At 65.7% G+C, this 24,669-nt stretch carries 18 protein-coding genes and 1 riboswitch; of the genes, 12 read left to right on the forward strand and 6 right to left on the reverse strand.

Annotated features, from left to right (window positions below; translation table 11 throughout):
- Window positions 1-89: 89 nt before the first annotated feature.
- Complete coding sequence (locus tag ABD687_RS18005) at window positions 90-1,439, reverse strand: MFS transporter (protein WP_302262864.1); 1,350 nt, start codon at window positions 1,437-1,439, stop codon at window positions 90-92.
- Between the two features lie 263 nt (window positions 1,440-1,702).
- On the opposite strand from ABD687_RS18005, the gene ABD687_RS18010 reads away from it, so the two are divergent.
- Window positions 1,703-2,464, forward strand: a complete 762-nt coding sequence (locus tag ABD687_RS18010) for a DUF4303 domain-containing protein (protein WP_264268347.1) — start codon at window positions 1,703-1,705, stop codon at window positions 2,462-2,464.
- Here the strand turns inward: ABD687_RS18010 and ABD687_RS18015 are convergent.
- Window positions 2,461-3,129: an anti-sigma factor family protein gene (locus ABD687_RS18015; protein WP_310289240.1), complete on the reverse strand. Its 669-nt coding sequence runs from the start codon at window positions 3,127-3,129 to the stop codon at window positions 2,461-2,463. The genes ABD687_RS18010 and ABD687_RS18015 overlap by 4 nt on opposite strands.
- The gene (locus tag ABD687_RS18020; RefSeq protein WP_302262861.1) at window positions 3,126-3,629 is read right to left on the reverse strand and encodes a sigma-70 family RNA polymerase sigma factor; all 504 of its coding nucleotides are present in this window, start codon (window positions 3,627-3,629) and stop codon (window positions 3,126-3,128) included. Before ABD687_RS18020 ends, ABD687_RS18015 begins: the two co-directional genes overlap by 4 nt.
- Before the next feature lie 244 nt (window positions 3,630-3,873).
- Between ABD687_RS18020 and ABD687_RS18025 the strand changes: the two genes are divergently transcribed.
- Both ABD687_RS18025 and purH read left to right on the forward strand, forming a co-directional pair.
- Window positions 3,874-4,398 (forward strand): COG4315 family predicted lipoprotein, encoded by a 525-nt coding sequence (locus ABD687_RS18025; RefSeq protein ID WP_302262860.1) that lies wholly within the window; start codon window positions 3,874-3,876, stop codon window positions 4,396-4,398.
- A gap of 88 nt (window positions 4,399-4,486) precedes the next feature.
- Window positions 4,487-6,154 (forward strand): bifunctional phosphoribosylaminoimidazolecarboxamide formyltransferase/IMP cyclohydrolase, encoded by a 1,668-nt coding sequence (purH, locus tag ABD687_RS18030; RefSeq protein WP_264268344.1) that lies wholly within the window; start codon window positions 4,487-4,489, stop codon window positions 6,152-6,154.
- A gap of 767 nt (window positions 6,155-6,921) precedes the next feature.
- On the opposite strand, the gene ABD687_RS18035 is transcribed toward purH, so the two are convergent.
- On the reverse strand, window positions 6,922-8,382 hold the full coding sequence (locus tag ABD687_RS18035; RefSeq protein ID WP_264268343.1) for an MDR family MFS transporter: 1,461 nt from the start codon (window positions 8,380-8,382) through the stop codon (window positions 6,922-6,924).
- Between the two features lie 156 nt (window positions 8,383-8,538).
- Here ABD687_RS18035 and ABD687_RS18040 point away from each other — a divergent pair, with 156 nt between their 5' ends.
- Both ABD687_RS18040 and ABD687_RS18045 read left to right on the forward strand, forming a co-directional pair.
- Entirely contained in the window at window positions 8,539-9,123 is a 585-nt protein-coding gene (locus ABD687_RS18040; RefSeq protein WP_264268342.1) for a TetR/AcrR family transcriptional regulator, read from the forward strand.
- A 220-nt stretch (window positions 9,124-9,343) separates the two neighbouring features.
- Window positions 9,344-11,566 (forward strand): NADP-dependent isocitrate dehydrogenase, encoded by a 2,223-nt coding sequence (locus ABD687_RS18045; protein ID WP_302262858.1) that lies wholly within the window; start codon window positions 9,344-9,346, stop codon window positions 11,564-11,566.
- Between the two features lie 60 nt (window positions 11,567-11,626).
- On the opposite strand, the gene ABD687_RS18050 is transcribed toward ABD687_RS18045, so the two are convergent.
- Window positions 11,627-12,571, reverse strand: coding sequence for a hypothetical protein (locus tag ABD687_RS18050; protein ID WP_302262857.1), 945 nt, complete (start codon window positions 12,569-12,571; stop codon window positions 11,627-11,629).
- Between the two features lie 46 nt (window positions 12,572-12,617).
- Entirely contained in the window at window positions 12,618-14,150 is a 1,533-nt protein-coding gene (locus ABD687_RS18055; RefSeq protein ID WP_302262856.1) for a deoxyguanosinetriphosphate triphosphohydrolase family protein, read from the reverse strand.
- Window positions 14,151-14,504: 354 nt separating this feature from the next.
- Between ABD687_RS18055 and ABD687_RS18060 the strand changes: the two genes are divergently transcribed.
- From ABD687_RS18060 to metE, 7 genes are all read left to right on the forward strand, one after another.
- Window positions 14,505-15,284, forward strand: a complete 780-nt coding sequence (locus ABD687_RS18060) for an ATP-binding cassette domain-containing protein (protein WP_302262854.1) — start codon at window positions 14,505-14,507, stop codon at window positions 15,282-15,284.
- The gene (locus ABD687_RS18065; RefSeq protein ID WP_302262853.1) at window positions 15,281-16,072 is read left to right on the forward strand and encodes an ABC transporter ATP-binding protein; all 792 of its coding nucleotides are present in this window, start codon (window positions 15,281-15,283) and stop codon (window positions 16,070-16,072) included. The genes ABD687_RS18060 and ABD687_RS18065 overlap by 4 nt, the downstream gene beginning before the upstream one ends.
- Window positions 16,069-17,334, forward strand: coding sequence for an MFS transporter (locus tag ABD687_RS18070; RefSeq protein ID WP_302262852.1), 1,266 nt, complete (start codon window positions 16,069-16,071; stop codon window positions 17,332-17,334). The genes ABD687_RS18065 and ABD687_RS18070 overlap by 4 nt, the downstream gene beginning before the upstream one ends.
- A gap of 58 nt (window positions 17,335-17,392) precedes the next feature.
- Entirely contained in the window at window positions 17,393-18,916 is a 1,524-nt protein-coding gene (locus ABD687_RS18075) for an ABC transporter substrate-binding protein (RefSeq protein ID WP_302262851.1), read from the forward strand.
- Window positions 18,916-20,703 carry an ABC transporter permease subunit gene (locus ABD687_RS18080; protein ID WP_310289231.1) on the forward strand — a complete coding sequence of 596 codons (1,788 nt, stop codon included), beginning with the start codon at window positions 18,916-18,918 and terminating at the stop codon, window positions 20,701-20,703. The genes ABD687_RS18075 and ABD687_RS18080 overlap by 1 nt, the downstream gene beginning before the upstream one ends.
- A gap of 386 nt (window positions 20,704-21,089) precedes the next feature.
- A riboswitch (SAM riboswitch) is annotated at window positions 21,090-21,206 on the forward strand.
- A 103-nt stretch (window positions 21,207-21,309) separates the two neighbouring features.
- A complete protein-coding gene (locus ABD687_RS18085; RefSeq protein ID WP_310289229.1) occupies window positions 21,310-22,236 on the forward strand; it encodes a methylenetetrahydrofolate reductase in 927 nt (308 codons plus the stop codon).
- 44 nt (window positions 22,237-22,280) lie between these two features.
- Window positions 22,281-24,638 carry a 5-methyltetrahydropteroyltriglutamate--homocysteine S-methyltransferase gene (gene metE / locus ABD687_RS18090; protein WP_310289225.1) on the forward strand — a complete coding sequence of 786 codons (2,358 nt, stop codon included), beginning with the start codon at window positions 22,281-22,283 and terminating at the stop codon, window positions 24,636-24,638.
- Window positions 24,639-24,669: the final 31 nt, after the last annotated feature.

Consider the following 24,669-nt stretch of genomic DNA (forward strand, 5'->3'; position numbering starts at 1 on the left):
GATAGCTCCGGCAGCATACCGGGCGCTCTGGGCAGGCCCAGGGGCCACAGGGGTGGTTCGGAATCCACTGCAAGGCAGTGGACCGGACTCTACTGTAGGGCCCGGCCCTTGGTCTCGGGGGCGAAGAATGCCATCAGGATGACAGCGCCCAGCACCAGGACCCCTGCCGCCATGAACAAATTGCCCAGTCCAACCACCGGCCACAATGAGGCGAAGAGCAGCGGTCCGAATCCGGCGCCCAGGCGGCTGAACGAAGATGCCCAGCCGAAGCCCGACCCGCGCAGCTCGGTCGGGTAAAGCTCGGACACGTAGGCGTACAGCACCGGGATGGCGATCTGTACGACTACACCAAAGACCAGCAACCAGAGCAGCGCCAACGCGGGTGCATTGAGTGTCACCGCGACCATGACCAGGATGAGGGCTGACAACGGACCGGTGATGCCCAGCAACCACTTGCGGCCGACCCGCTCCACCAACAGTGCGGCAATGACCACGCCGATCAGGCCCATCAGGGCCATCACCGACGTCATGAAGAACGCGGTGGACTGCACCATGCCCGTGTCCGCCAGGATCGACGGCATCCACGTCAGGGCCAGGTAGTAGACCAGCAGGATGGTTAGGAACAGCGACCACGAAACCAGGGTGATCCGTGGGCTGAAACGCCAGATCTTCACGAGCTGCTCAAGCCAGGAGCCGGGGGACAATCGAGGGGCGGCCTCCGGTTCCGGAAGGGTGTAGGACTGTGCGGGTACCCCGGTGCGGGCGACCAGGTCGTCAATGACCCTCGCCGCCTCATCCCGCTGGCCCTTGCGGACCAGATAGAGCGGGGACTCCGGAACGCTGCGGCGGACCCAGAAGACCATCAATGCAGGGAGCACCATGACTGCCAGGATGAGCCGCCAGTTTCCGGTGGTCGCCTGGACCCAACCGGAAATGAAGAATGAGAGGGCTGCGCCCACCGGCCACCAGCCGTCCATGGCCGTGAGTACCCGGCCGCGTTGCTTGGCGGGCGTGAATTCACCCACCAGAGCGTAGTCCACCGGGATGCAGCCGCCCAGTCCCACCCCGGCGATGAAGCGGAAGGCCACAAACCATGCAAAGCTCGGGGCCAGGGCGCCGGCAACGGTGAAGATCGAGAAGATCAACAGTGTCCAGGTAAAGGCCTTCTTACGGCCGATCTTGTCCGCGATGGTTCCCCAGAGGAAGGCGCCCAGGGCCATGCCCAGCAGGTTTCCGGTGCCCAGCAGCGCCGCGGTGGTCCTGTCCAGGCCCCACTCCGCGGCGACCAAGGGGATCAAGGCGCCATTGAGCGTGACATCCCAGGCGTCGAACATGAACCCGAGTCCGCCAATGATGAAGATCTTCCCTTGCACGCCCCACTTCCACGGGAGGTTCTGGACGACCGACTCGCCGGTGGGTAGCTTCAAGTAATTGTTCATCTGGGCTTGGCTTTCGGACAGGAGCGGTCTGGCGCGGGACGGGTCCAACCGCGGCAACAATGTGGAAATTGCGGCACCGGCGGAAAACGTGCTCCGGCGCCAGCAACAACGCTACGCGCTGAATCGGCAAACCACAGAATAGCCCTTGACATTTTGTGGCTTGGCGTTTCGTGGATCGGCATCTTTTCGGCCCGGGAAAATTCGGCGAAGCCCCTTGTGCCGGGGCTGTTCCGGTGCGGGGCAACCCGGGGTAGGCTCTGGATATGGGAGTAGATTGGACCGCTCTCGAAGAGGCGATACGGGTGTCGGCTCTTCGCCAGGCGGAGGAAATAATTGACCGTCACCCGGACGAAGTGTTCTATGCCATTGCCCTCGATGGGGTGAGCGCCGACGAAACCGACCACATCGATTTGCCCGTGCTCGCACTGAACTCCGAAGAAGCCCTGACCCGTGCCCTCAGCGTCAACGTCGAGGAACCGGATGCCGAGGACTTCGAGGACGAGGACGAAGCCGAAGACTTCGAAGAACGGCCCGATGCCGACGATGACGGGTCCGACCGGGACGTCCATCTGCATGACAACGACGACACCGATGACGACGACTCGGACGATGACGACGAGGATGACGACGTTTACGTGGACGAGGATGACGACGACGAAGACATTGACGCGGTGCTCAAGGAATTCGACGCCCTGACCTCGGATGCCGAACAGGGCTACTACTCCTCAAAGTGGAACCCCTCGGATTGGCAGTGGAGCCCCATCGAGCTCTTTGACGAATCGGCCACGGCGCTGTGGAGCCAGGCGTTGACCGACGTGGCCAAGGACCACGGATGGGAACGAACCAACCGCCTGTACTACGAAATGCTCATCCGCGTCACCGAGTCACTGCGCTCCGCCCTGGCCGTGGGACGAAACTCGGACGTGGTGGTCTACCTCTCCGACGAGGAGCACGGCGATGCGCTCCTGCGCAGGTGCCTCACCGAATCCCAGCTGGCCAAGCACTTCCCGGAACTCGCGCATTAGCTCGACAGGCTCGAAGGATCCCCGGGAAGCTTGAGCTCCGCGAGGATCCTGGAGTCCACGTCGCGCAGCTGGATCGCAGAAATTCTCCCCATTTCGGTGGGCACGGCCCCGCTCACGCGGGCAGTGCCCGTCTTGGTGGCGTTCCAGGAGCTGGCACGGTCGACTTCCCCCGATTCGTCCACCACCCACAAGGACAGCGTCCCGCTGGTGGGCAACTCGGTTCCCCTGAATTGGAGCTCGGTGCCCCAGGCCTTGGCATTGAGTCCCAGGTCCACGCGCGGTCCCGCTGCCGAGACCACCTCGTAGGTGGCATCCGGGGCCGGTGCCGGTCGCAGCACGGGTGCCAGAAAGACGCCTCCGGCAACTGATGCAGCGACAGCCGCCGCTGCCGCCGACCCCAACAGGATCCGCCGGGTTCGCCGCCTCTCCCGCAACCGGTCCAGAAGACTGGCTCCGGGGCCTTCCTCCGGGATGGCGTGGTCCCCGAACAGCAAGGCGCGGGCGTCCTGCGCGTCCAACGAGCCAAGCCTCGTCGACACCGGGGCGAAGAGGGAGAGTTCCTGGCGGCACTGCCCACAGCCGGCAAGATGCGCCTCGAAGGCCCCTGTCTCGTCGGCGTCGAGTCCGCCCAGCACGTAGGCACCCAGGTTCATGTGCTCGTTCACTGTTCCACTCCCATTTCCGCCAGGATCCCGCGCAGGGCCCGCATGGCGTAGTACGCCCGTGATTTCACCGTGCCCTGGGGGATCCCCAGGCTCGATGCCGTTTGGGCCACGGTGGAGCCCAGATAATGCATGTGGATCACCACCTGCCGGTGTTCGAGGGTCAAACGCAGCAAAGCCTCCTCCATGAGAATTCTGTCCAAAACAGCTTCCATGCCCACAGGCACGCCCGGGCCTTCCGGATCCTGCGCGCCGAGCGCGGTGGCGGAAATCCGCGCCGCGGCCCGGCGGTGTCTGTCGATGATCACGTTGCGGGCGGTGGCAAACAGGTAGCTGCGCAGCGAACCGGTCAGCTCCGGTGCGGTCTTCCACACCTTGAGCACGGTTTCCTGCACGACGTCGTCGGCCTCGTCCCGGTCGTTGGCTACACGCAGGACGAAGCGTCGCAGGGCGTCTCCGTGGTCGCGGTAGATGTCCGACACCACTTGCGCATCGAGTGGCACATGGGCTCCAGTGAGTCGTTTCGGAAACATCGGGTCACCAACTGAGACGCATCGGAACTGCAAACGGTTCAACCATGATTCAAGTATGCGCAAAAAAAGTTCTGAAAAGCATGAACCTTGTCCCCGGTCGATGCGTCTTAGCTGGTAAGAGTTCCCTCTCGGTTCCGCCCGAATGTTCCCCGGGGCGCTCTGGCCCCGTGGAATCGGGGTGCCGTTTCGCCCTTCGAGTGTAAGGAATTGCATCATGAACCGTATTCATCACAAGGCGTTCGCGTCTTCAGCTGCGGTCCTGCTGGGTGCCGCATTGCTGCTTTCCGGCTGTGCTTCCGGCGACGACGACTCTCCGGCAGCCCCGGGCACGGCGGCAACGACGGCGCCGGCCGAGACCAGTGCCGCGGCTTCGAGCCCTGCGGCTTCAACGCCCGACCTGATGACCGGCGAATCCAGCCTGGGCACCATTGTCGTGGACGGTGAAGGGATGAGCCTCTACTACTTCACCAAGGACAAGAAGGACACCACCACCAGCGCGTGCACCGGCGACTGCCTGGTCGCTTGGCCGATCGCGGTGGCCAGCGGAGACACCCCCGTGGTGGAGGGCGTCACCGGCGAAGTCGGGACCATCGACAGCCCCGAGGGTGAGAAGCACCTCACGCTCAACGGCATGCCGCTGTACTACTTCGCCAAGGACACCAAGCCGGGCGATGTATTGGGCCAGGGCCTGAACGACGTCTGGTACGTAGTCACTCCCGCGGGGGAGATGATCAAGTAACCACCGCGCCACACAAGAAGTCCCCCAACTGGGTGCGGGATAAGATGGGGCATAGCACCCCCCTCAAACCGCACCCTGGGAGACTTTTGTGAGCCAGACCGTCCTTGATCGCGTCCCGATTCGCCGGGCACTGATTTCCGTCTACGACAAGAGCGGATTGGAGGAGCTGGCAGCGGGCCTGCATGCGGCAGGCGTCGCACTGGTTTCCACCGGCTCCACCGCCAAGCGCATTGCGGCCGCGGGGATCCCGGTCTCCGAGGTCGAGGAAGTCACCGGCTCGCCGGAGATGCTTGACGGCCGCGTCAAGACCCTGCACCCGCGCGTGCACGGCGGCATCCTGGCCGACCGCCGCGTCCCGGAGCACATGAAGACCCTCGAAGACATGCAGATCGAGGCCTTCGACTTGGTAGTGGTGAACCTCTACCCATTCGTCGACACCGTGCGCTCCGGCGCCGCCATGGACGACGTCGTGGAGCAGATCGACATTGGGGGCCCTGCCATGGTGCGCTCGGCGGCCAAGAACCACGCCGCCGTGTCCATCGTCGTGGACCCCGCCGCCTACGGCGCCGTCATTGCGGCGGCCGCGGCCGGCGGCTTCGATCTGAAGTCCCGCCAGCGCTTGGCCGCCAAGGCCTTTGCACACACCGCCGCCTATGACACCGCTGTCGCCTCGTGGACCGCGGCACAGTTCCTCGACGAGGACGGCGACGGAGTCATCGACTGGCCCGCGTACTCGGGCCTGGCCCTGGAACGCTCAGAGGTCCTGCGCTACGGCGAAAACCCGCACCAGCAGGCAGCCCTCTACGTGGACAAGGCTGCCCCGGCGGGCATCGCCCAGGCTGACCAGCTGCACGGCAAGGCCATGAGCTACAACAACTACGTCGACGCCGATGCAGCGCTGCGCGCCGCCTTCGACTTCGATGCACCGGCAGTTGCGGTCATCAAGCACGCCAACCCCTGCGGCGTCGCAGTGGCCTCCGCCGATGCCGCGGACCCGATCGCCGACGCGCACGCCAAGGCGCACGCCACCGATCCGCTTTCGGCCTTCGGCGGCGTCATTGCCGCAAACCGCACCGTGACCGCGGGCATGGCCAACACGGTCAAGGACATCTTCACCGAGGTCGTCATCGCTCCGGCCTTCGAACCCGAAGCCGTGGAGATCCTCTCCAAGAAGAAGAACATCCGCTTGCTGGCACTGCCCGAGGGCTACGGCCGCTACCCGGCCGAAATCCGCCAGGTTTCCGGCGGCGTGCTGGTCCAGGTGTCCGACAAGGTCGACGCCGACGGTGACGACCCGGCGAACTGGACCCTTGCGGCCGGCGAGGCTGCCGACGAGGCCACCCTGGCCGATTTGGCCTTCGCCTGGACCGCTGTGCGTGCCGCGAAGTCCAACGCCATCCTGCTGGCCAACAACGGCGCCGCCGTGGGCATCGGCATGGGCCAGGTCAACCGCGTGGATTCCTGCAAGCTTGCGGTCGAGCGCGCCAACACCCTGGGCGTCACCGTCGAGTCCACCGTGGATGCTGCGGGCGGGGCCTCGGGCGCCGAGGGCGTCTCGGCACAGCGTGCCAAGGGCGCCGTTGCAGCCTCGGATGCGTTCTTCCCGTTCGCCGACGGCCTGCAGATCCTGCTGGACGCCGGTGTGCGCGCAGTGGTGCAGCCCGGCGGTTCGGTCCGTGATGAAGAGGTCATTGCTGCAGCAAACGCAGCGGGCATCACCATGTACTTCACCGGAGCACGCCACTTCTTCCACTAGGAACAAGTGATCCGGCTGCCGCCGGCGTTTCGCCTTCAGGGGCAAACGCCGGCGGCAGCTTTCCGTTTAAGCCGTCGTTTGGATGCGGGGAAACCGGAAGACATATGGTCCCGAAAACAAATTCCCCCTTCGATTTCCCGAGCTGGTCTCCACGCCGTTTGCCTGGTTTGCCGGCAGGTACTTGGTCTCATTGTTCACCTGTCCGAGCACATCGGTTCTGGCAGTCGATCAGGAACTTGCCATGCATCACCGAACCCGGTCGGCGGATTCGGTCACGGGGTCGAGGTTATCCCCATCCGCACAGCCCGCAGCACCGCGCCAAGAGAGCAGATCGAGTCATGCGATGGTGGGGAAAACGAGCGATCCACGGCGTCGGTGAAATCAGGTTGAGCGCCATGCGCACCACAGTGCAAAACCTTGATATGCGGGTTTCGTAAGCCGATGATGAGAGGTACCAACCAAGAGAATGGAAGTGAAGGACATGCGTGGAAGCGGCCTTGTATGGACAATCGTGGGAGTTCTGGTGGCCATTGCCTTGGTGATCTGGATCGTTTCAGCATTGTAGGAAGCCTGAAGCTCTGTGGTACGTGACTCCGTCACCCGGGCATGCCCCGGCCCAATGCGCCCACCATGGTGATCCGTTCAAGATCCCCGGTCGGCTTCCCGTGCCGATAGGGAAAGAGGACGCGAAGATTCAGGGTGTGCCGAGGCCCCGGACGATTGATTCGCCCGGGGCCTGAGTTCAGCCTCTTTGATCGATGCTGCCGCTATCGCTGCTTGTCCACCTTGACGAAGGGGGAGATCACCAGGCCAACGGTGGCCAGGACGGCGCCGACGATGAAGGCAACGTGCGCGCCGGAGAACAGCGCGTGGGCCAGATCCGAACCTGCTTCCATCTTGGAACCGGCGAGCAGCGACATGACGGTCACGAAAATGGTGGTGCCGATGGCACCGCCGAGCTGCTGGCCGGTGGTGAAAATGGCCGAGCCATGGCCGTAGAGGCGAGGCTCAACGGTGGCCAGGGCCGATGACATCAGACCGGTCATCAGCAGGGCCAGGCCGATGGAGAAGACGATGTGGTTGACCATGAACATCCACAGCGCGGTCTCGGAATCCACGGTGACGTACATCCACTGGCCCAGCGCCAGCATGGCGGCTCCCGGAATGAGGACCGGGCGGGGACCGAAACGGTCGTAGATGCGCCCGAAGATCGGTGCAACGACCGCCTGGGCCAGACCGCCGGGGAGCAGCATCATGCCGATGGACAGGGTGGTGAAGCCGGCACCGGATTCAAGGATGATCGGGACCATCACGATGGTGCCCAGCAGGGTGCCCATCGCGATCATGATCATCACCACCGAGAAGGTGAAGGTCCGGGTCTTGAAGGGAGTGAGGTTCAGCAGCTCCTTGCCGACGCGGGTCAGCCGAACCTGGCGCTTGATGAACAAAGCCAGGGAGACCAGTCCGATGGCGAAGGAAGCGACGGTGACGAGCAGGTTGTCGGCGGCGTGCTCAAGGCTGGAGATGCCGTAGACCAGGAAGCCGAAGGCAAGCGCGGAAAGCACGACCGAAAGGACATCGAGCGGAATCTTGCGGGCGTGGGACGGGAGCTTGATGAAGATGATCCCCAGTACCAGGATGACCACAGCCAGCGGTGCCATCAGGATGAAGATGTAGTGCCAGGTGAAGGCGTTGACGATTGCGCCGGAAACCGTCGGTCCAATGGCGGGACCGACGGAGATGACGATCGAGTTCAGGCCCATGATGGCGCCGCGCTTGTGCACGGGCACCAGCATCAGGGTGGTGGTCATCAGCAACGGAAGCACAATGGCGGTGCCGATGGCCTGGATGATGCGGGCGACCAACAGCACCGCGAAGCTTGGCGCGAAGACCGCGAGCAAGGTGCCGACCAGAAAGCTGGACAGCGCGAAAATGAATAGGCTCCGGGAGCTGAAGCGCTGCAACAGATAGCCTGTGGTCGGGATGACCACGGACATTGTCAGCAGGAAACCGGTGGTCAGCCACTGGCCGGCGGCTGCCGACACGGAAAGGTCCACCATGATCGCCGGGAGGGCGACGCTGAGCACCGTTTCGTTCAGGATCATCAGGAACGCGGCGAGCGCGAGGGAGCCGATGATGCCGACGAGTTGCTTGGTGGGCAGGGTGGGCGGAGCCTGCCGCGCAGGAGCTGCAGGCGGGGAAATCGTGTCTTCTGTGGACAGAGCCATCGGAAGCTACCTCTTCTGTAAGATTTGAACGAATAAAATCATGTCATGGTCTGACAGCTTTGGTAAGCAAATTCTGTCATAGTGTGACATGAAATATAGTGTGGTGAGCCCCGCGCCTATCCGGGAGCGCCTCCGATTCAAGAAAAGAGCTGAGCCATGGGTATCCGTGAAGAGCATCGCGCCCAAATGCTGCGCGAGATCCAGGGTGCCACGCTGGACCTCGTGGAAGAGAAGGGGATGGATGCCACCACGATCGGCGACATCGCCGCACGCGTGGGCATTTCCGAGCGCACCGTCTTTCGCTACTACTCTTCCAAGGAACATGCCCTCATGCCCGGCCAGCAGGGCCTGATCGACGCCCTGGTGGCCTGCGAAAGCCGGCATGGCAATGCCGCCGGGATCCTGGGTGACCTGTTGGCCGTGTGCCGCGAGCTCTTCGCCCTGGAGGTTGCAGAGAGCGACTTCCGCAGGATTTCCCGACTGATGGTCCAGGAACCGGAGATGATGCGGGTTGCCACGCGCCAGGAGCGAAACCTTGTCGAGGGGCTTAGTGCGTCGTTGGCGCAACGGGGCCCGCTGCGGCCGATCCAGGCGCTCTTGGTTGCCGAGGTGGTGACGGCCGCTTGGCGGGTGGCCTGGCAATCATTCGCCCGCCAGGAATTCGACGGGGTGGACTCCGATCCGCTGGCGCTCTTCGATGAAACCGTACGTGAGCTGGGGAAGCTGTTCCCAGGCACCTGAGGGAGGGGTGTCCGCGGTTCAGTTATGAGGGGTTAACTTAACGCGGGTGTGCCGCCGCGGTCCCGATTGGCCCGGCTTTTCGGGGTGAAAAGGGTCCGGGGGAGAAGGGGAGTCTCGCCACAAAAAGTGTCCGGGCGCAGTAAATCGGGTAAGTTAGGGCTGTTGAGATCAAGTCGGACCATTCATATCCGAGAAGACCGTTCAGGGAGACGCCGCACCTATGGCCAAGATTATTTATACCCACACCGACGAAGCTCCGATGCTGGCAACCCACTCGTTCCTGCCGATTGTCGAAGCATACGCCTCGACCGCGGGTGTAGAGATCGAGACGCGCGACATCTCGTTGGCCGGCCGCATCATTTCCGCCTTTGGCGACCACCTCACTGCAGAGCAGCAGATTCCCGACGCATTGGCCGAGCTCGGCGCCCTGGCCAAGAGCCCGGATGCAAACATCATCAAGCTGCCGAACATTTCGGCCTCCATCCCGCAGCTCAAGGCAGCCATTGCCGAACTGCAGGCCGCCGGCTATGCGCTTCCGGACTACCCGGACAACCCGTCCTCGGACGAGGAAACCGAAATTCGCGCAAGCTACGACAAGATCAAGGGTTCCGCCGTGAACCCGGTGCTGCGCGAGGGCAACTCCGACCGCCGCGCACCGTTGAGCGTGAAGAACTACGCCCGCAAGAACCCGCACACCATGGGTGCCTGGTCCGCTGACTCCAAGACCAACGTCGCCACCATGACCGAGGATGACTTCCGTGCCAACGAGAAGTCCGTTGTCATCGACAACCCCCAGAACCTCTCGATCCGCTTCGTCGGCGAAGACGGCAATGTCAAAGTCCTGAAGAAGGCCCTGCCGGTGCTGAAGGACGAAATCATCGACGGCACCGTCATGCACGCCGCGTCGCTGAACAAGTTCCTCAAGGACGCGGTTGCCCGTGCCAAGGCCGAAGACGTGCTGTTCTCCGCACACCTGAAGGCCACCATGATGAAGGTCTCGGACCCGATCATCTTCGGCCATGTCGTCAAGGCCTACTTCTCCGAGCTGTTCGAGACCTACGGCGAGCAGCTTGAAGCAGCAGGCCTGAACCCGAACAACGGCCTTGCCGCCATCCTCGGCGGGCTCGACGAGCTCTCCGACGAGGTGCGCGCCGGCGTCGAGGCACTGATCGCCAAGGGCCTGGAAGAGGGCCCCGCAGTAGCCATGGTGGACTCCGACAAGGGCATCACCAACCTGCACGTACCCTCGGACGTCATCGTCGATGCCTCCATGCCCGCCATGATCCGCACCTCGGGGCACATGTGGGATGCAGAGGGCAAGGAACGCGACACCCTGGCAGTTCTGCCGGACTCCTCCTACTCGGGCATCTACCAGGTCGTCATCGACGACTGCCGCGCCAACGGTGCCTACGATCCGACCACCATGGGCACCGTCCCGAACGTCGGCCTGATGGCCCAGGCTGCCGAGGAATACGGCTCCCACGACAAGACCTTCGAGATCAAGGCAGCCGGCCACGTCCAGATCCTGGACGCCACCGGCGGCGTGCTCATCGAACACCAGGTCTTCCCGGGTGACATCTGGCGCGCCTGCCAGACCAAGGACGTGCCGGTGCGCGACTGGGTCAAGCTGGCCGTCAACCGCGCCCGCGCCTCGGCCACCCCTGCCGTGTTCTGGCTGGACGAGACCCGCGCGCACGACGCCGTGCTGATCTCCAAGGTCAACGAGTACCTGAAGGACCACGACACCGAGGGCCTGACCATCGAGATCCTCTCGCCGGTCGATGCCACCAAGTACAGCATCGATCGCATCCGCCGCGGCGAGGACACCATCTCGGTTTCCGGCAACGTGCTGCGCGACTACCTCACCGACCTGTTCCCGATCCTCGAACTGGGCACCAGCGCCAAGATGCTTTCCATCGTGCCGCTGATCGCCGGTGGCGGACTGTTCGAGACCGGTGCCGGCGGCTCGGCCCCGAAGCACGTGCAGCAGCTGGTGAACGAAAACCACCTGCGCTGGGATTCCCTGGGCGAGTTCCTGGCCCTGGCCGTCTCCTTCGAGCACCTGGCCAACACCTCGGACAACGCTCGCGCGCAGATCCTGGCAGACACCCTGGATGCCGCAACCGGCACCTTCCTGCTGGAGAACAAGTCGCCCAAGCGCAAGGCCGGCGAGCTGGACAACCGCGGCAGCCACTTCTACCTGGCCAAGTACTGGGCAGAGGAACTGGCGGCACAGACCAAGGACACCGAGCTGGCAGCTGCCTTCAAGGCCGTCTCCGAGGCACTGGGCGGCAACGAGGAAGCCATCGTGGCCGAGCTCGCCGCCGTGCAGGGTGCCCCTGTCGATCTGGGTGGCTACTACCGCCCGGTCGAGGAGAAGGTCGCAGCCATCATGCGTCCGTCCACGACGTTGAACACCGCACTGGAACTGCTCAAGAAGTAGTCTCACTGGGAAAAGAATGCCGCGTAACCACTGCAAAGTGGTTACGCGGCATTCGTGCATTCAGCGTAGGAATGCGGAGAGACGGCGCCTGACGATGCGCAGGTCCCGGTCATGGTCGCGGGCGATCTTGTTTTTCTGCAGTGGGAAATCACTCTGCTCGATCACTATCAATATCGACCCGTTTTGGGGGATAAGTTCAGCTTTGCGACGGTCATAGAGTTTGCGCTGTTCGCCGCGGGTCATTCCCGTTGCCGTGATCTTGTCATCGAAGAACGGAACAGGTTCGCTGTGTTGGCGCTCGTGGAATTCCACGACGATCCCGTGCGTACGCCAAAAGCCGTCGACCGGGAGCTTCGAGCGCTTGCCGGTGGCCAGCGAAGGATCGCCACGCAACCATCCGAACGTCATCTGGCTGACATGTCCTTCGCCCAAGATCTCGTCGCATAGCCCAAGGACATAGTGCTCGTCTTTTTTCGGTGTGGGAATTGCCTGGTTGTCGGGCGGTGACTCCACATACCGGTCAACGGGCCATGCCAGCTTCCAGCCCTTGTCCTCTCCATAGGAGTCCCAGTAGGCAATCGGCAGGCCGGATGTGCTCTTCACCAACGGAAGGAGACGTGCAAACCATTCCGTGTACGCCCGATCATTGGCATTCCGCGGATCGCTTCGCTGCAGTTTGGGCAATGCGGCGAGGATTTCCTCGGCGACCGTGACATGGCCGACGTCTTCGGGGAACTGACGTGCATTGAATTCGTATCCTTCGCCATTTGAATAGCGCAGGCACTGTTCATCCCCGATTGGCTCAGTGGCATCCCCGCTTACATCCAGTGAATCCTGGGAAAACAGCGCGATGCGCCAGAACATGCCCGAGGCGCTGAGCCCGGGATTGAATCTCAGCCCGCCATAGCCCATGCGGTGCAGCAGCCTCACGGCTTCCAAGATCCGCAACGGCATCACGCAGTCCATGGAACTTCTTTCATCAGTGTCGAAGGCGGGAGAAAACATCCACCATTTTTCTCCCGCCTTCCGCGATTGAACGGCTGTCACGCATCTACAACCCGCGTCCGACTTCCCAGATGCTCTCCGAGGTGCCGGTGAGCAGGGCATTGACGGAGGCGGCCTGCGCGTCGGTGAACGAGGCAATGTAGTCGACGATGGCCCGGGCCCGTCCCAGCCGCTCGATCTCCCTGCGTGAGGAATCCGGAAGCGGTCCGGAGGTCTCGGAATAGAGCTGGCGGTATTCGCCGGTTGCCGCCTCGACGGAGTCCAGCAGCCTGCGCGGTGCGCGGGCTGCATCCTGTGGATCATCCAGCCACGCGGCCAGGCCCTCGGCCAGCGACCTGATGATGCGGGTCTGTCCGCGCTGGTATAGCGCCAGGTCGGAGCGTTCCAGAACAAAGCGCTCGTGCACGAACTTGAGCACCACCACGTCGTGCCAGGCCTCGTCAGCCAAGCGGACGTGCCCGCTGCGAATCACGGGGTCCTTCTCCACCGCGATCGAGGCCTGGAGCCTGTCGATCCAGCGCCGGGTGAAGGCGGTGACTGCGCGGTCGGCGTCAAGTCCGCCGTCATAGGGCAGGGACAGCAGCCCTTCGACCAGGTCATGGCCAACGCGCTGCACCGAGGCGCGGAAGGCGTCGGCATTGGCTATCCACGGGTCTTTGGCGGCAACCCGCCGCCAAGTGCGCTCGAGCCCGTGGCCGGGCAGGCGCTGGTCCAGTTCGCACACATCGAGCCTGGCCAACTCGGCGCCGGAATCAAGCCAGTGCCGCAGCTCGGCGGACACCGGGGAATACTGCAGCACCCCTGCACGATAAAAGTCATCCAGGTCGTGCACCGCGTAGGCGATGTCATCGGCGATGTCCATGACCGAGCATTCCAGGGTCTGTTGGTGCTCGGCGATCTGCGGGAAAACGGAAAGAACGTCACGCATCTCGGCGGCCTCGATGTCGTAGGCCGAGTATTTCAAGGCGGCGTTTCCATCGCCGAGGCCCACGCCGCGCGGCAGAAGTTCCGGGGACCGAGCCGGCAGGGAACGCCATTCGTTGCGGGTCCAGGGGTACTTCAGCACCGCCGCACGCACAGCACGGGTCAGGTTCAGCCCGCGCGGGCTCGCGTCGCAGCTGTCCAGCGCGGTGAGGATGCGGAAACTTTGGGCGTTGCCCTCAAACCCGTCGGGCAACCCGAGGATCTGACGGGCCGCCCGGTCCAGTTCCTGTTCGCCCAGATGCCCAAAGGGCGGGTGGCCCAGGTCGTGGGCGGCAGCGGCCGCCTGCACCACGACGGGATCGCAGCCGCCGAGATCGGCCACCAGCGTGCGCGTGGGCTCGTCGGCATTGCGCAACCCGATGGCAATGGAGCGTGCCACCGCGGAGACCTTCAGCGAGTGGGTGAGCCGGTTGTGCACCACGGTGCCGGCGCCGGCCTGCGGGATCACCTGGGTGACCGCCGAGAGCCGCGAGAAATAAGGGGAGAAGCGGATGCGCTCGATGTCGACGCGGAATTCGTCTTCCCCGGGCCGCGAATCTTCGCCAATCGCCCGTTCCCGGCCGCCGGTCTGGTGGGTGGTATTCCTGTAGTCCATGGTGCGCACCAGCCTAGTGGAATCCGGGGCGCAGGAACCCTGCGACGCGGCACCGGAATCCGCGGAACGTGGCCGCACGGCGCCATCCGCCACTGCCCCCCATCTTCTTGAACGGGTCAGGGCCGTGCTGACACCGTCTTGTCTCCGTTCGCGAAGCAATTTCGTGTTCGTGGGCGCAACGAACCTGCGACGCCAGGCTCACGGACGAAAATCCCCCCGCTAGGGAGTTCCGTGAGCGGTCGTTTCGGAAGCCGTGTCCTGCATGGGGTAATATTCGATCGAGCTCTTAACGAGAATGATTGTTAGTTGCAATAGCGTTTGCCATCCGAACCGCCACACGAAAGCCCGCACTTTATGACTGCCCTGCTCGTCCAAGGCCTCACCATCTCCCTGCACGGGAAACCCCTGGTCGCGGGGCTGGACTTCAGCATCGAACCCGGGGAGAAACTGGCATTGCTGGGGTCCTCCGGATCCGGCAAGTCCCTCACGGCGGCGGCCTTGCTGGGGCAGCTCCCGGCCGGGATGGAGGCCACGGGGATGCTGCGCGTCAACGGCAAGGAAATTCCGCTCCGGGGCCGAAGGCTCGCAGGGCGGGAATTCGCCGCGATCCACCAGAACCCGGCCGCAGCACTCAACCCGCTGGTGCGCTTGGGCCGCCAGCTGGCCATGCCACTGCGCAACGCGGGGCTCTCGGGACGCGAGGCGCGTGAAATTTCCCGTGAGCTGCTGGCCTCGGTGGGACTGGCCGACGCGGACCGCATGCTGCGCAGCTTCAGCGGGGAATTGTCGGGCGGACAGCTGCAACGAGTATGCATCGCCTTGGCGCTTGCCTGCCGGGCCGACATCCTGGTGGCCGATGAGCCGACCACGGCTCTTGACGTCGTCAACCAGGCCAGGGTGCTCGAGATCCTGGCGGGGGTCCCTTCCACCGCGGGTGGCCTGCTGCTGATCACCCACGACCTGGCCGCTGCCGAGCAAATATGCGGCCGCGCGGTCGTGCTGCAGGACGGCCGGAAAATCGAGGAGGCCCACATGCCGGAGTTGATCGCCCGGCCACGGCATCCCTACACCGCTGCCATGGTCGATTCGGCCCGCTCATCCTTCGCTCCTCCGCTCGAGGTGGCGGCCGCATGACGGCCCGATTGCGCGCCCTGGATCTGGTCCACGGCTATCCTGGCCGGTGGCCGAGGAGCCGTCAGGGCCACCGGGCGCTGCGCGGGATCAACCTCGGCATCGAAGCAGGCCAAGCCGTAGGCTTGGTGGGCAGCTCGGGCTCCGGAAAGTCAACGCTTGTGCGGTGCCTGCTCGCCCTGGAAAAGGTGGACTCCGGATCCGTCCAGTTCAATGACAACCCGCTGGTTCCCGGTCCGGTTTCCTCTCTGCGGTGGTACCGGCGGTTCGTGCAGTACGTCCCGCAGAACCCCGCCGGCAGCCTGGACCCGCGCATGAGCGTCCAACAACTGATGCTCGAGCCGCTGAGGCAACTTCGCATCCAGGGGGAACACCGGCAAATGATCCATCGCGCCCTGGAACGCGTCGAACTCGATCCCGGACTGCTGGGACGCAAGCCGGCCGAACTCTCCGGCGGGCAGAACCAGCGGGTCGCCATCGCCCGGGCCCTGGTTCCCGGGCCGTCGATCCTGTTGGCCGACGAACCCGTCAGCGGGCTGGATTTGCCGCTTCGCGATGCGGTGCTGGGGCTGCTGGAGAAATTGGTCCGGCAGGACGGAATGGGACTGCTGTTCGTGTCCCACGACCTCTCCGCCGTGTCCCGGCTATGTTCCCGCACCGTGGTGCTGGAATCCGGGCGCATCGTGGAGGAGGGCGACACCCTCGATATGTTCCACACTGCCCGGCACCCGGCAACCCGGGAGCTGCTGGCAGCCATCCCGCAATTGGGCACCCGAACGGGCGCCGCATGAGCGGCACCCGCGTCCTTGCCGGCGAGCCCGACCGGGTACAGGGCACAGGCCCCGCTCCCGGGCTGCTTCTGGCCAGCCAGCTGATTTTCAATGTGGGATTCTTTTCCGTTGTCCCCTTCCTGGCCGTGAGCATGCGCGGGGACTTCGGCATGGGTGCCCTGGCAATCGGGGTGGTGCTGGGGGCCAGGACCTTCGCCCAGCAGGGGATGTTCCTGATCGGAGGGGTGCTGGCCGATAGGTGGGGAGCGCGGCGGCTGATGGTTTCCGGCACCCTGGTGCGGGTTGCCGGCTATCTGGTGCTGGCCTGGGCCGCGGACTTTCCCTCGTTCCTGGCCGGTGCCATCATCACTGGAGTCGGTGGAGCCCTGTTCTCGCCGGCGCTCGAAAGCCTGGTGGGCACGGCCCGGTCCATGGAGACGGGGAACGCCGGCACCCGCGCCAAGCCGACGCTTTTTGCGCTGCTGGTCATTTTCGGTGAAATCGGCGCAGTGGCAGGCCCGGTGCTCGGTGCCTTGCTGCTCGGTGTCGGCATCGATGCCGCGCTGCTGGCCGGCGCGGCGATCTTTGCCGTCATGGCATTGGTCTTCCTGCGGTGGATTCCGGGAACCGACGCCGGGGGCCAAACAGCGATTTCACGGGTCGGGAATCGGGAGGGGGCAGGCACCTGGGCGTGCCTGCGTGAACGCCGGTTTGTGCTGTTTGCCTCGTTCTACGCGGTGAACCTGCTCGCCTACAACCAGCTCTACCTCGGGTTGCCGGTGGAACTTGAACGCAGCGGCGCCGGAGTCGGGGCACTAGCCGGGGTCTTTGTCTACGTTTCGCTTCTGACCGTGGCCCTGCAATGGCCCATTGCCGGGTTCATGCGCCGCGTCGGGGACAAAACGGCCCTCTCGCTCGGATTTTCCGTGCAGGCCGTGGGATTTTTGCTCTTGGCGGTGCTGGCAACACGGGAGGCGCCGGAGGGCGCGTCCCTCGCCCCCGCCGCACTGATGGTCACGGCCCTGGCGCTGGGCCACATGTGCGTGACGCCTACGGCCCTGGGCCTGGTCGCCGGCTTTGCCAACGGACATCCCGCCGGGGCGTACTACGGCCTGCTCGCCACGTGCGGGGGGCTGGCCGTGCTGGCTGGAAATGCCCTATTGGGTCCGCTCTATGAACATGCCTACCTGCCGTCGCTGGCAGCGGCCGCCCCTTGGGCGGCACTGGCCTTGCTGGCCGCAACCTCCGCAGTGGCCATCCGCCGCTTTGTGCCCGGGCATTGACCGCCCTCTTTCCCGAAATCCAGTCACCACCCAACCACGAAAGACAGGTAAGACCGAGATGGTTCTTCCACGCCCAAAAGCAGCCGCGACAGCAGTGCTGGCCTCTACCCTGGCACTGGCCCTGAGCGGATGCTTCGCCGCGGGCGACGCGGGCGCCGCCGCAGACGACACCCGCATCAAAGTGGCCATGATGCAACCGCCGCGTTCGGGACTGACCCCGCTGAGCGATGACGCCTTCAAGCTCTCCCGCTGGCAGGCGGCAGAGACCCTGGTGGTCCTCGACGAGGTGGGAGAGGCCCAGCCCGCACTGGCCACCGCATGGGAGCAAACGGGTGAGAGGACCTGGACCTTCGAACTGCGCCAGGGCGTGGAATTCCACGACGGAACCGCACTAACCGCCAAACAGGTCGCCGCTTCGCTGGAAACCGCGGCGAATGCCAGCCCCAAGCCCCGCATCCTCGACGGCGTCGAGCTGGGCATCAAGGCCGAGGGCGCCAACACCGTCGTGGTCACCACCGAGGTTGCCGACCCGCTGCTGCCGCAACGGCTTTCCAGCCCGCAGCTGTCCATCCTGGCGGCCTCTGCCTACAAGTCCGGCGGAGTCGTCGTCCCGACCGGGGCCGGCACCGGTCCGTATGTGCTTTCCTCCTTCGACGGAACCAGCTCCGCAACCCTGGACCGCTTTGATGGCTATTGGGGCGAACCTGCCGCCGCCGCCGGGGTGGACGTCCAATTCGTCCCGGACGGCACCGCCCGCGCAGCGGCCCTGCGCACCGGAAACGCCGACATCGTGGAAACCATCCCCGTGGGACAGGTCGCCCAGATCGATCCCGCGCTGGTCCACGAAGTTCCCATGCCCAGGACCAACACCCTCTACCTGAACAACGACACCGGCCCCTTTGCCGATCCGGCCGTGCGGGCCGCGGCGCGGGAAGCCATCGAGCGGGCCACCGTGGTCGAACGGGTCTACGAGGGCCGTGCCGACATCGCCGAGGGGTTGCTGGGCCCCGCACTGCCCTGGGCGGCAGCCGAACGCGCGAACGAAAACTACACCGAGGTGCTGGGGAACCGTGCAGCGCCCTCCGTTGTGAAGGGAACCAAGATCACGCTGGGCACCTTCACCGACCGGGCGGAACTACCCGAGGTTGCCGTCGCGCTGGAACAGCAGCTCGAGGCCGCCGGTTTTGTCGTGGAGCAGGATGTGCGCGAATACCAGCACATCGAGGCCGACGCCCTGGACGGGAAGTTCGACGCCTTCATCCTCTCCCGCGCCACGGTGCTGGATTCCGGGGACCCAGTGGCCTACATGTACAGCGATTTCTCCTGCGAGGGATCGTTCAACATCTCGCAGTTCTGCGATGCCGAGGTCGACGCGGCCCTGGCCAAGGCCGCGGCCGTGGCACCCGGTGGGGAACGCCGGGCCGCCATTGCCGCCGCCGAGGCGCTGATCCTTTCCAAGGACGCGGCAGTGCCGCTTTTGCACGAACGCGTCATCCAGGGCGAATCGGCCAGGGTCCGCGATGTTGAGCGCGACCCCCGCGAACGTGCGCTGATCACCAACCGCACGGGAATCGCCGACTGATGGCACGCACGGCCCCGGCAATCAACGCACTTTCCCGCCTGCTGGCCCTTGCCGCGGTGACGGTCGTGATCGGCCTGCTGCCGTGGCTATCGGGCAGCAAGCCCGAATACACGATCCTGCGTGCCCGCTATGCGGATCGGGAAGCGACACCGGAAACCCTGGCGATGATCCGCGACGAGCTCGGCCTGGACCGCGGCCCGGTGGCGATCTTCCTGGCCTGGGCCGGCGGGGTGGCCCACGGCGACCTGGGAACCTCGTGGATCACCAACACCCCGGTGGGTCCCGGGACTGTCTCCGCCCTGGGCGTCTCGTTGACCCTGATGGGATGCGCGGTGGCGGTGGCGGCAGTTCTGGCCGTGCTGCTGTGCGTCCCTGCGGTGGCGCGCGGTCTGGCCGGAAAGCCGGGCAGCGGATCCGGGGCCGTTGCGGCGGGAATCACGGCGCTGCCGGAATTCCTGTTGGCCGCCATGCTGCTGATTGTCGGAGCCGTCTTGCTGGGGTGGTTCCCGCCCTACGGCTGGCAGGGGCTGCACCACGCGGTGCTGCCGGCGCTTTCCCTCGGGTTGCCCGCCGGCGGGCTGATCGGGCGCCTGGCCTCCGAAGCCATCAGCGCCGCCTTCGCGGAGAAGTGGGTGGCGACCTGGCGGCTCTCCGGGGCGCGCCGCGGCCAGCTCACCGCGGCCGTGCTGCGCCGGGCCATGCCATCGGTGACCAGCCAAGTCGGCCTGGTCCTGATCGGGTTGACCGGCGGGGCAGTGGCTGTGGAAAAGGTCTTCGCGATCCCCGGTTTGGGCCGGGCCATCCTGGGCGCCGCCAGCGCCCAGGACATTCCGGCCCTGCAAGCCGGGGTGCTGGCGCTGTTGGTGCTGGCCGTCATCGTGGGTTCGGCCTGCGCTGCGGTGCGCCTGCTGTTGCTGGGCAGGGCACTTCGCTCCGGTACGGTTCCGGCGCCGGAGACCATGCGCTTCACCTGCCGGCGGGAGATGCTCCTGCCGCTGGCCGTGGCCTTGGCGCTGGTGCTTTTGGTCGTAGCCGGACTGTTGCGCGACCCGTTCGCGTCCGAGCACGCGAGGCTGGCTGCCCCGAGCCTGGCCCTGCCCTTCGGAGCCGATGCCAGCGGACGCGACCTATTGGCCAGGGTGGGGCATGGTGCGCTGTCGACCTTGGGGACTTCCCTGCTGGTGGTGCTGGTTTGCCTGGTCCTGGGGCTGGTCATCGGGCTGTTTCCGCATGCGGCAACCGGTCCGGTGGAGGTCGCCAACGCCGCCCCGCCGATCCTGGTGGGCCTGATGGTCGCGGTGGCCACCGGCCCGTCGCTGCTCGGCGCCGCGATCGCGGTCGCATTGGTGGGCTGGGCACCGCTGGCGGCGCACGCGGCGGCCCTGGGACAGGAAGCGCGGTCCCGGCCTTTCGTGAAGATCCTCCCGGTGCTGGGCGTGGGCCCGGCCCGGATCCTGTTCAGGTATGTCCTGCCGGCGATTCTTGGTCCGGTGTTCAGGCACGCCATGCTGCGGATTCCCGGGATCGCGCTGGCGCTGGCCTCGCTGGGATTCCTGGGGCTGGGGCCCCGGCAGCCCACCCCCGAGTGGGGGCTCATCCTGGCCGAGGGAATCAACTACGTTGAAAGGGCGCCGTGGACGGTCGCCGCTCCCGCCGCCGCCCTGGTGCTTACCTCTGTCCTGGCGGTGTCGCTCTCCGGCCTGAACTGGACTCGCCGCCAGGGCAACCCCGGGAACGATGCCCCGATCCGCGAAGGGCACAAAAGTACTGCCTCGTCCGGCGAGTAACCCCCTGCGCAGGGGGAGCGGCTTCACGAAAAAGGGATCAGGGTCATCGCGGTGGGGTCGCAACTCCGCCCCGGCAGTCCGTCAAGACCGTGGCACCACGGGTGAAAACCATTCCCCCACCCTCGGATCCCGGCACCGGAAACCGGTCGCGAGCACGCCACTCCTTCGCGTCACATTGGCTTCACGGAAGTCCCGCGACGTCATGCCGGTGCCGGAAATCCCCGAGGATGAAACGAAAAACGCGAATGGACGGCCGTAACAATGTGACCGCGGCGGACCAGGGAAAATGACGCCGTGTGGACACATGAAGTGATTTTGCCCTTCGTGACGGCTGTGCCGGCACGCTCCTTGCACGTGCCCTCGAACCTGTTCCAAGATGAATACATCAACCATCAAGAGCGGCTGAGAGATCTGGCTCGTTGACGCCGCAGCAACCATCATCCGATGGAGTCCGTTCCCTGGGACCCCGTCGGCGAGGGTGCTACTGCCAGAAGCGATGGAGCCGCTTCAGCGTTCACTCACCATCGCCGCAGGAAATCCGTGACGGATCCCTGGGGCTTTTGTGGCGATCCCTGATGCCTCCCTCGAATCGACGAGGAGACAAGCATGAGTATTGGAACGACAGCCGCACCGCCGTCACTGTCCTATGAGTTGTACCCTCCGGCGAACCGCGACGCCGCCGAGGCAATCTTCAACAGCATCGCGGCCCTGGAGACGACGGATCCTGACTACGTGTCGGTGACCTATTCGGGGTCCCCGGCACGGCGGAACGCGTCCCTTGAGCTGATCGAGCACTTGATCCAGAACACCCGCCTGCGCCCGCTGGCCCACCTGACCTGTGTGGGGGAGAGCCGCGAATCCCTGCAGAACCTGATCCGCCACTTCGTTTCCCTCGGGGTCCGCGGGGTGCTGGCGCTGCGCGGGGACCTGCCGACGGACCCCGAGGACTGGCGCGGCGAATTCCCCTTCGCCCGCTACCTGATCGAGCTGATCCGCGAGGTCGAGGCCGACCACTCGGCCGCCCTGGCCGGGGGAAGACTGGGGGTGGGTGTCGCCGCCTACCCGATCCGGCACCCCGAATCCCCGTCCTTCGAACACGACGTGGAGGTATTGCTGGCCAAGGAGCGCTCCGGGGCCAACTACGCCATCACCCAGGTCTACTTCCGTGCCAATGAGTACACCAACCTCGTGGAATCGGCCCGCCGCGCCGGGGTCACCATCCCGATCATCCCCGGCGTCATCCCGCTGAACTCGGTCAGGCGCCTGAACCGGCTGGCCTCGATGGCCGGGATTGCCCCGGACCCGATCCTGGCCCACGCGCTGGAAACCGCCGGCTCGGATTCCGAGCGCCACCGCATCGGTGTGGACGCCGCAGTCACCCTGGCCCGACGGGCCTTCGACGACGGGGCACCGGGCGTGCACCTGTACACCTTCAACGACCATCGCGGCTCCCTCGATGTCATCGAGCAGCTCGAATTGCCGCGGACCCGCGCGCAGGCCAGCAACACCTGGGCCACCCGCGCCGCGGTGTAGGCCCACACACCTTTCCACCACGCCAGAACAACAGGAGAACCATCATGACGAAGCCATCCTTCCCGGCAGCATCCATCCTCGGCTACCCGCGCATCGGGCCCAACCGCGAGCTCAAGAAGGCCCTCGAAGCGCACTGGGCCTCACGCACCGATGAGGCGACGCTGCACGCCGCGGCCCGCCAACTGCAGAACGCCAACCTGGCCAAGCTCACCGGTCTCGGGCTCAAGCCCGATGACGCCTCGCTGCCCGGCGACTTCGCCTACTACGATCAGGTGCTCGAGGCCACCGTCGCGCTCTCGGCCCTGCCAACCCGCTTCGCGGACCTGGCAGGCGAGAACGGCGCCATCGACACCGCCGCGTCCTTCGTCCTGGCCCGCGGCGACGAATCCCGCGCCCCGCTGGAAATGACCAAGTGGTTCGACACCAACTACCACTATCTGGTCCCGGAAATCGGCGAGGCCACCCCGATCAAGGCCAACGCCGCCGTCCTTCTCGAGTCCTTCGCGGCACACGCCGCCCAGGGCAACACCATCCGCCCCACCCTGGTCGGCCCGATCAGCTACCTGCTGCTGGCCAAGGCCGAGGACGGTGCACCGGCCGGCTTCGACCCGCTGTCGCGCATTGACGAAGTAGTCAACGCCTACGGCGAGATCCTTGCCGCCCTGGCCGCCGCCGGCGCACCGTGGGTGCAGCTGGACGAGCCGGCCCTGGTCACCGACCGCGGCGCCGCGCTGGCCGTCCCCGGCGCGCTCGCCGAAACCGTCTACTCCAAGCTGGCCGCCGCCACCGAGCGTCCCGCACTGTTCGTGAGCCTGGGCTACGGCACCGCCGGGGACATCACCCGCCCGGGCGCCGCGCAGGGCCTGTTGGCCCGCGCCGGTGTCGATGCAGTACACGCCGACCTGGTCCGCGGCGCCCTGCCCACCGCCGAATTCCTGGGCGATCTGGCCGGCTCCACCCTGGTCGCGGGCATCGTGGACTCGCGCAACATCTGGCGCAACGACCTTGCAGCCTCGCTGGGCACGCTCGCCGCGCTGCGCACCCAGGTCGAAAAGGCAGGCGGCACCCTGGCCGTGGGAACCGCCACCTCGCTGCAACACGTCCCGCACGATGTGGCCCAGGAAGCGAACCTGCCGGCCCACCTGCCCACTTGGCTTGCCTTCGCCAACCAGAAGGTCGCCGAGGTCATCACCCTGGCCAAGGGCCTGGCCGAGGGCGAGTCCGCGATCGCCGCCCAGCTCTCGGCCGCCGAATCGGCCATCGCGCACCGCGCCGGATTCGCCGGGACCACCGTGGCCTCGGTGCGCGAGCGCCTGGCCAACCTCACCACCGCCGACTTCTCCCGTTCCGACGCCGAGACCCGCAAAGCCGCCCAGGAAAGCGCCCTGGAACTGCCGCCGCTGCCGACCACCACCATCGGCTCGTTCCCGCAGACTTCCGAGGTCCGCACCGCCCGCGCCGCGCACAAGGCCGGCACCATCGACGACGCCGCCTACGACGTCTTCCTCAAGGCCGAGATCGAGCGTGTCGTGCAGCTTCAGGAACGCCTGGGCCTGGACGTGCTGGTGCACGGCGAGGCCGAGCGCAACGACATGGTCCAGTACTTCGCCGAGAACTTCGACGGCTTCACCGAGACCGAGAACGGCTGGGTGCAGTCCTACGGATCCCGGGCCACCCGTCCCTCGATCCTCTGGGGGGATGTCTCCCGTCCGGCAGCCTTCACCGTCCCGTGGATTTCCTACGCCGCCTCGCTGACCAACAAGCCGCTCAAGGGCATGCTCACCGGTCCGGTGACCATCCTGGCCTGGAGCTTCATCCGCGACGACCAGCCGCTGGCCACCTCCGCCAACCAGGTGGCCCTGGCCCTGAGGGATGAGATCGCCGACCTGCAGGCCGCGGGCATCGGCATCATCCAGGTCGACGAGCCGGCCCTGCGCGAACTGCTGCCGCTGCGCGCCACCGACCAGGCCAAGTACCTGGGCTGGAGCGTTGACTCCTTCCGCCTGGCGACCTCCGGGGCCACCGATGCCACCCAGATCCACACCCACCTGTGCTACTCGGAGTTCGGCGAGATCATTGAGGCCATCGACGCCCTGGATGCGGACGTCACCTCGATCGAGGCAGCCCGCTCCCGCATGGAGGTCACAGCGGATTTGACCGAGTTCGGCTACTCCCGCGGCATCGGCCCGGGCGTGTACGACATCCACTCCCCGCGCGTGCCCTCCACCGCCGAGGTCGCCGAGCTCATCGACATCGCGCTGGCCTCCTTGGATGCCAAGGCGCTGTGGATCAATCCCGACTGCGGCCTGAAGACCCGCGGCTATGCGGAAACCGAGGCCTCGCTGGCCAACCTGGTGGAAGCCGCGGTCGCCGCCCGCGCCACCCTGGGTGCCACCGTCTAGCACCGCCGCGCGGGGGCGGCATCCATCACGG

Source organism: Paeniglutamicibacter sulfureus (assembly GCF_039535115.1).
Lineage (GTDB): Bacteria > Actinomycetota > Actinomycetes > Actinomycetales > Micrococcaceae > Paeniglutamicibacter > Paeniglutamicibacter sulfureus.

What these genes read in the sequence shown, in the direction of transcription:
- ABD687_RS18005 (WP_302262864.1), bottom strand. Translation starts at nt 1,439, where the DNA reads ATGAACAATTACTTGAAGCTACCCACCGGCGAGTCGGTCGTCCAGAAC.
- ABD687_RS18010 (WP_264268347.1), top strand. Translation starts at nt 1,703, where the DNA reads ATGGGAGTAGATTGGACCGCTCTCGAAGAGGCGATACGGGTGTCGGCT.
- ABD687_RS18025 (WP_302262860.1), top strand. Translation starts at nt 3,874, where the DNA reads ATGAACCGTATTCATCACAAGGCGTTCGCGTCTTCAGCTGCGGTCCTG.
- ABD687_RS18035 (WP_264268343.1), bottom strand. Translation starts at nt 8,382, where the DNA reads ATGGCTCTGTCCACAGAAGACACGATTTCCCCGCCTGCAGCTCCTGCG.
- ABD687_RS18040 (WP_264268342.1), top strand. Translation starts at nt 8,539, where the DNA reads ATGGGTATCCGTGAAGAGCATCGCGCCCAAATGCTGCGCGAGATCCAG.
- ABD687_RS18045 (WP_302262858.1), top strand. Translation starts at nt 9,344, where the DNA reads ATGGCCAAGATTATTTATACCCACACCGACGAAGCTCCGATGCTGGCA.
- ABD687_RS18050 (WP_302262857.1), bottom strand. Translation starts at nt 12,571, where the DNA reads ATGTTTTCTCCCGCCTTCGACACTGATGAAAGAAGTTCCATGGACTGC.
- ABD687_RS18055 (WP_302262856.1), bottom strand. Translation starts at nt 14,150, where the DNA reads ATGGACTACAGGAATACCACCCACCAGACCGGCGGCCGGGAACGGGCG.
- ABD687_RS18060 (WP_302262854.1), top strand. Translation starts at nt 14,505, where the DNA reads ATGACTGCCCTGCTCGTCCAAGGCCTCACCATCTCCCTGCACGGGAAA.
- ABD687_RS18065 (WP_302262853.1), top strand. Translation starts at nt 15,281, where the DNA reads ATGACGGCCCGATTGCGCGCCCTGGATCTGGTCCACGGCTATCCTGGC.
- ABD687_RS18070 (WP_302262852.1), top strand. Translation starts at nt 16,069, where the DNA reads ATGAGCGGCACCCGCGTCCTTGCCGGCGAGCCCGACCGGGTACAGGGC.
- ABD687_RS18075 (WP_302262851.1), top strand. Translation starts at nt 17,393, where the DNA reads ATGGTTCTTCCACGCCCAAAAGCAGCCGCGACAGCAGTGCTGGCCTCT.
- ABD687_RS18080 (WP_310289231.1), top strand. Translation starts at nt 18,916, where the DNA reads ATGGCACGCACGGCCCCGGCAATCAACGCACTTTCCCGCCTGCTGGCC.
- ABD687_RS18085 (WP_310289229.1), top strand. Translation starts at nt 21,310, where the DNA reads ATGAGTATTGGAACGACAGCCGCACCGCCGTCACTGTCCTATGAGTTG.
- metE (WP_310289225.1), top strand. Translation starts at nt 22,281, where the DNA reads ATGACGAAGCCATCCTTCCCGGCAGCATCCATCCTCGGCTACCCGCGC.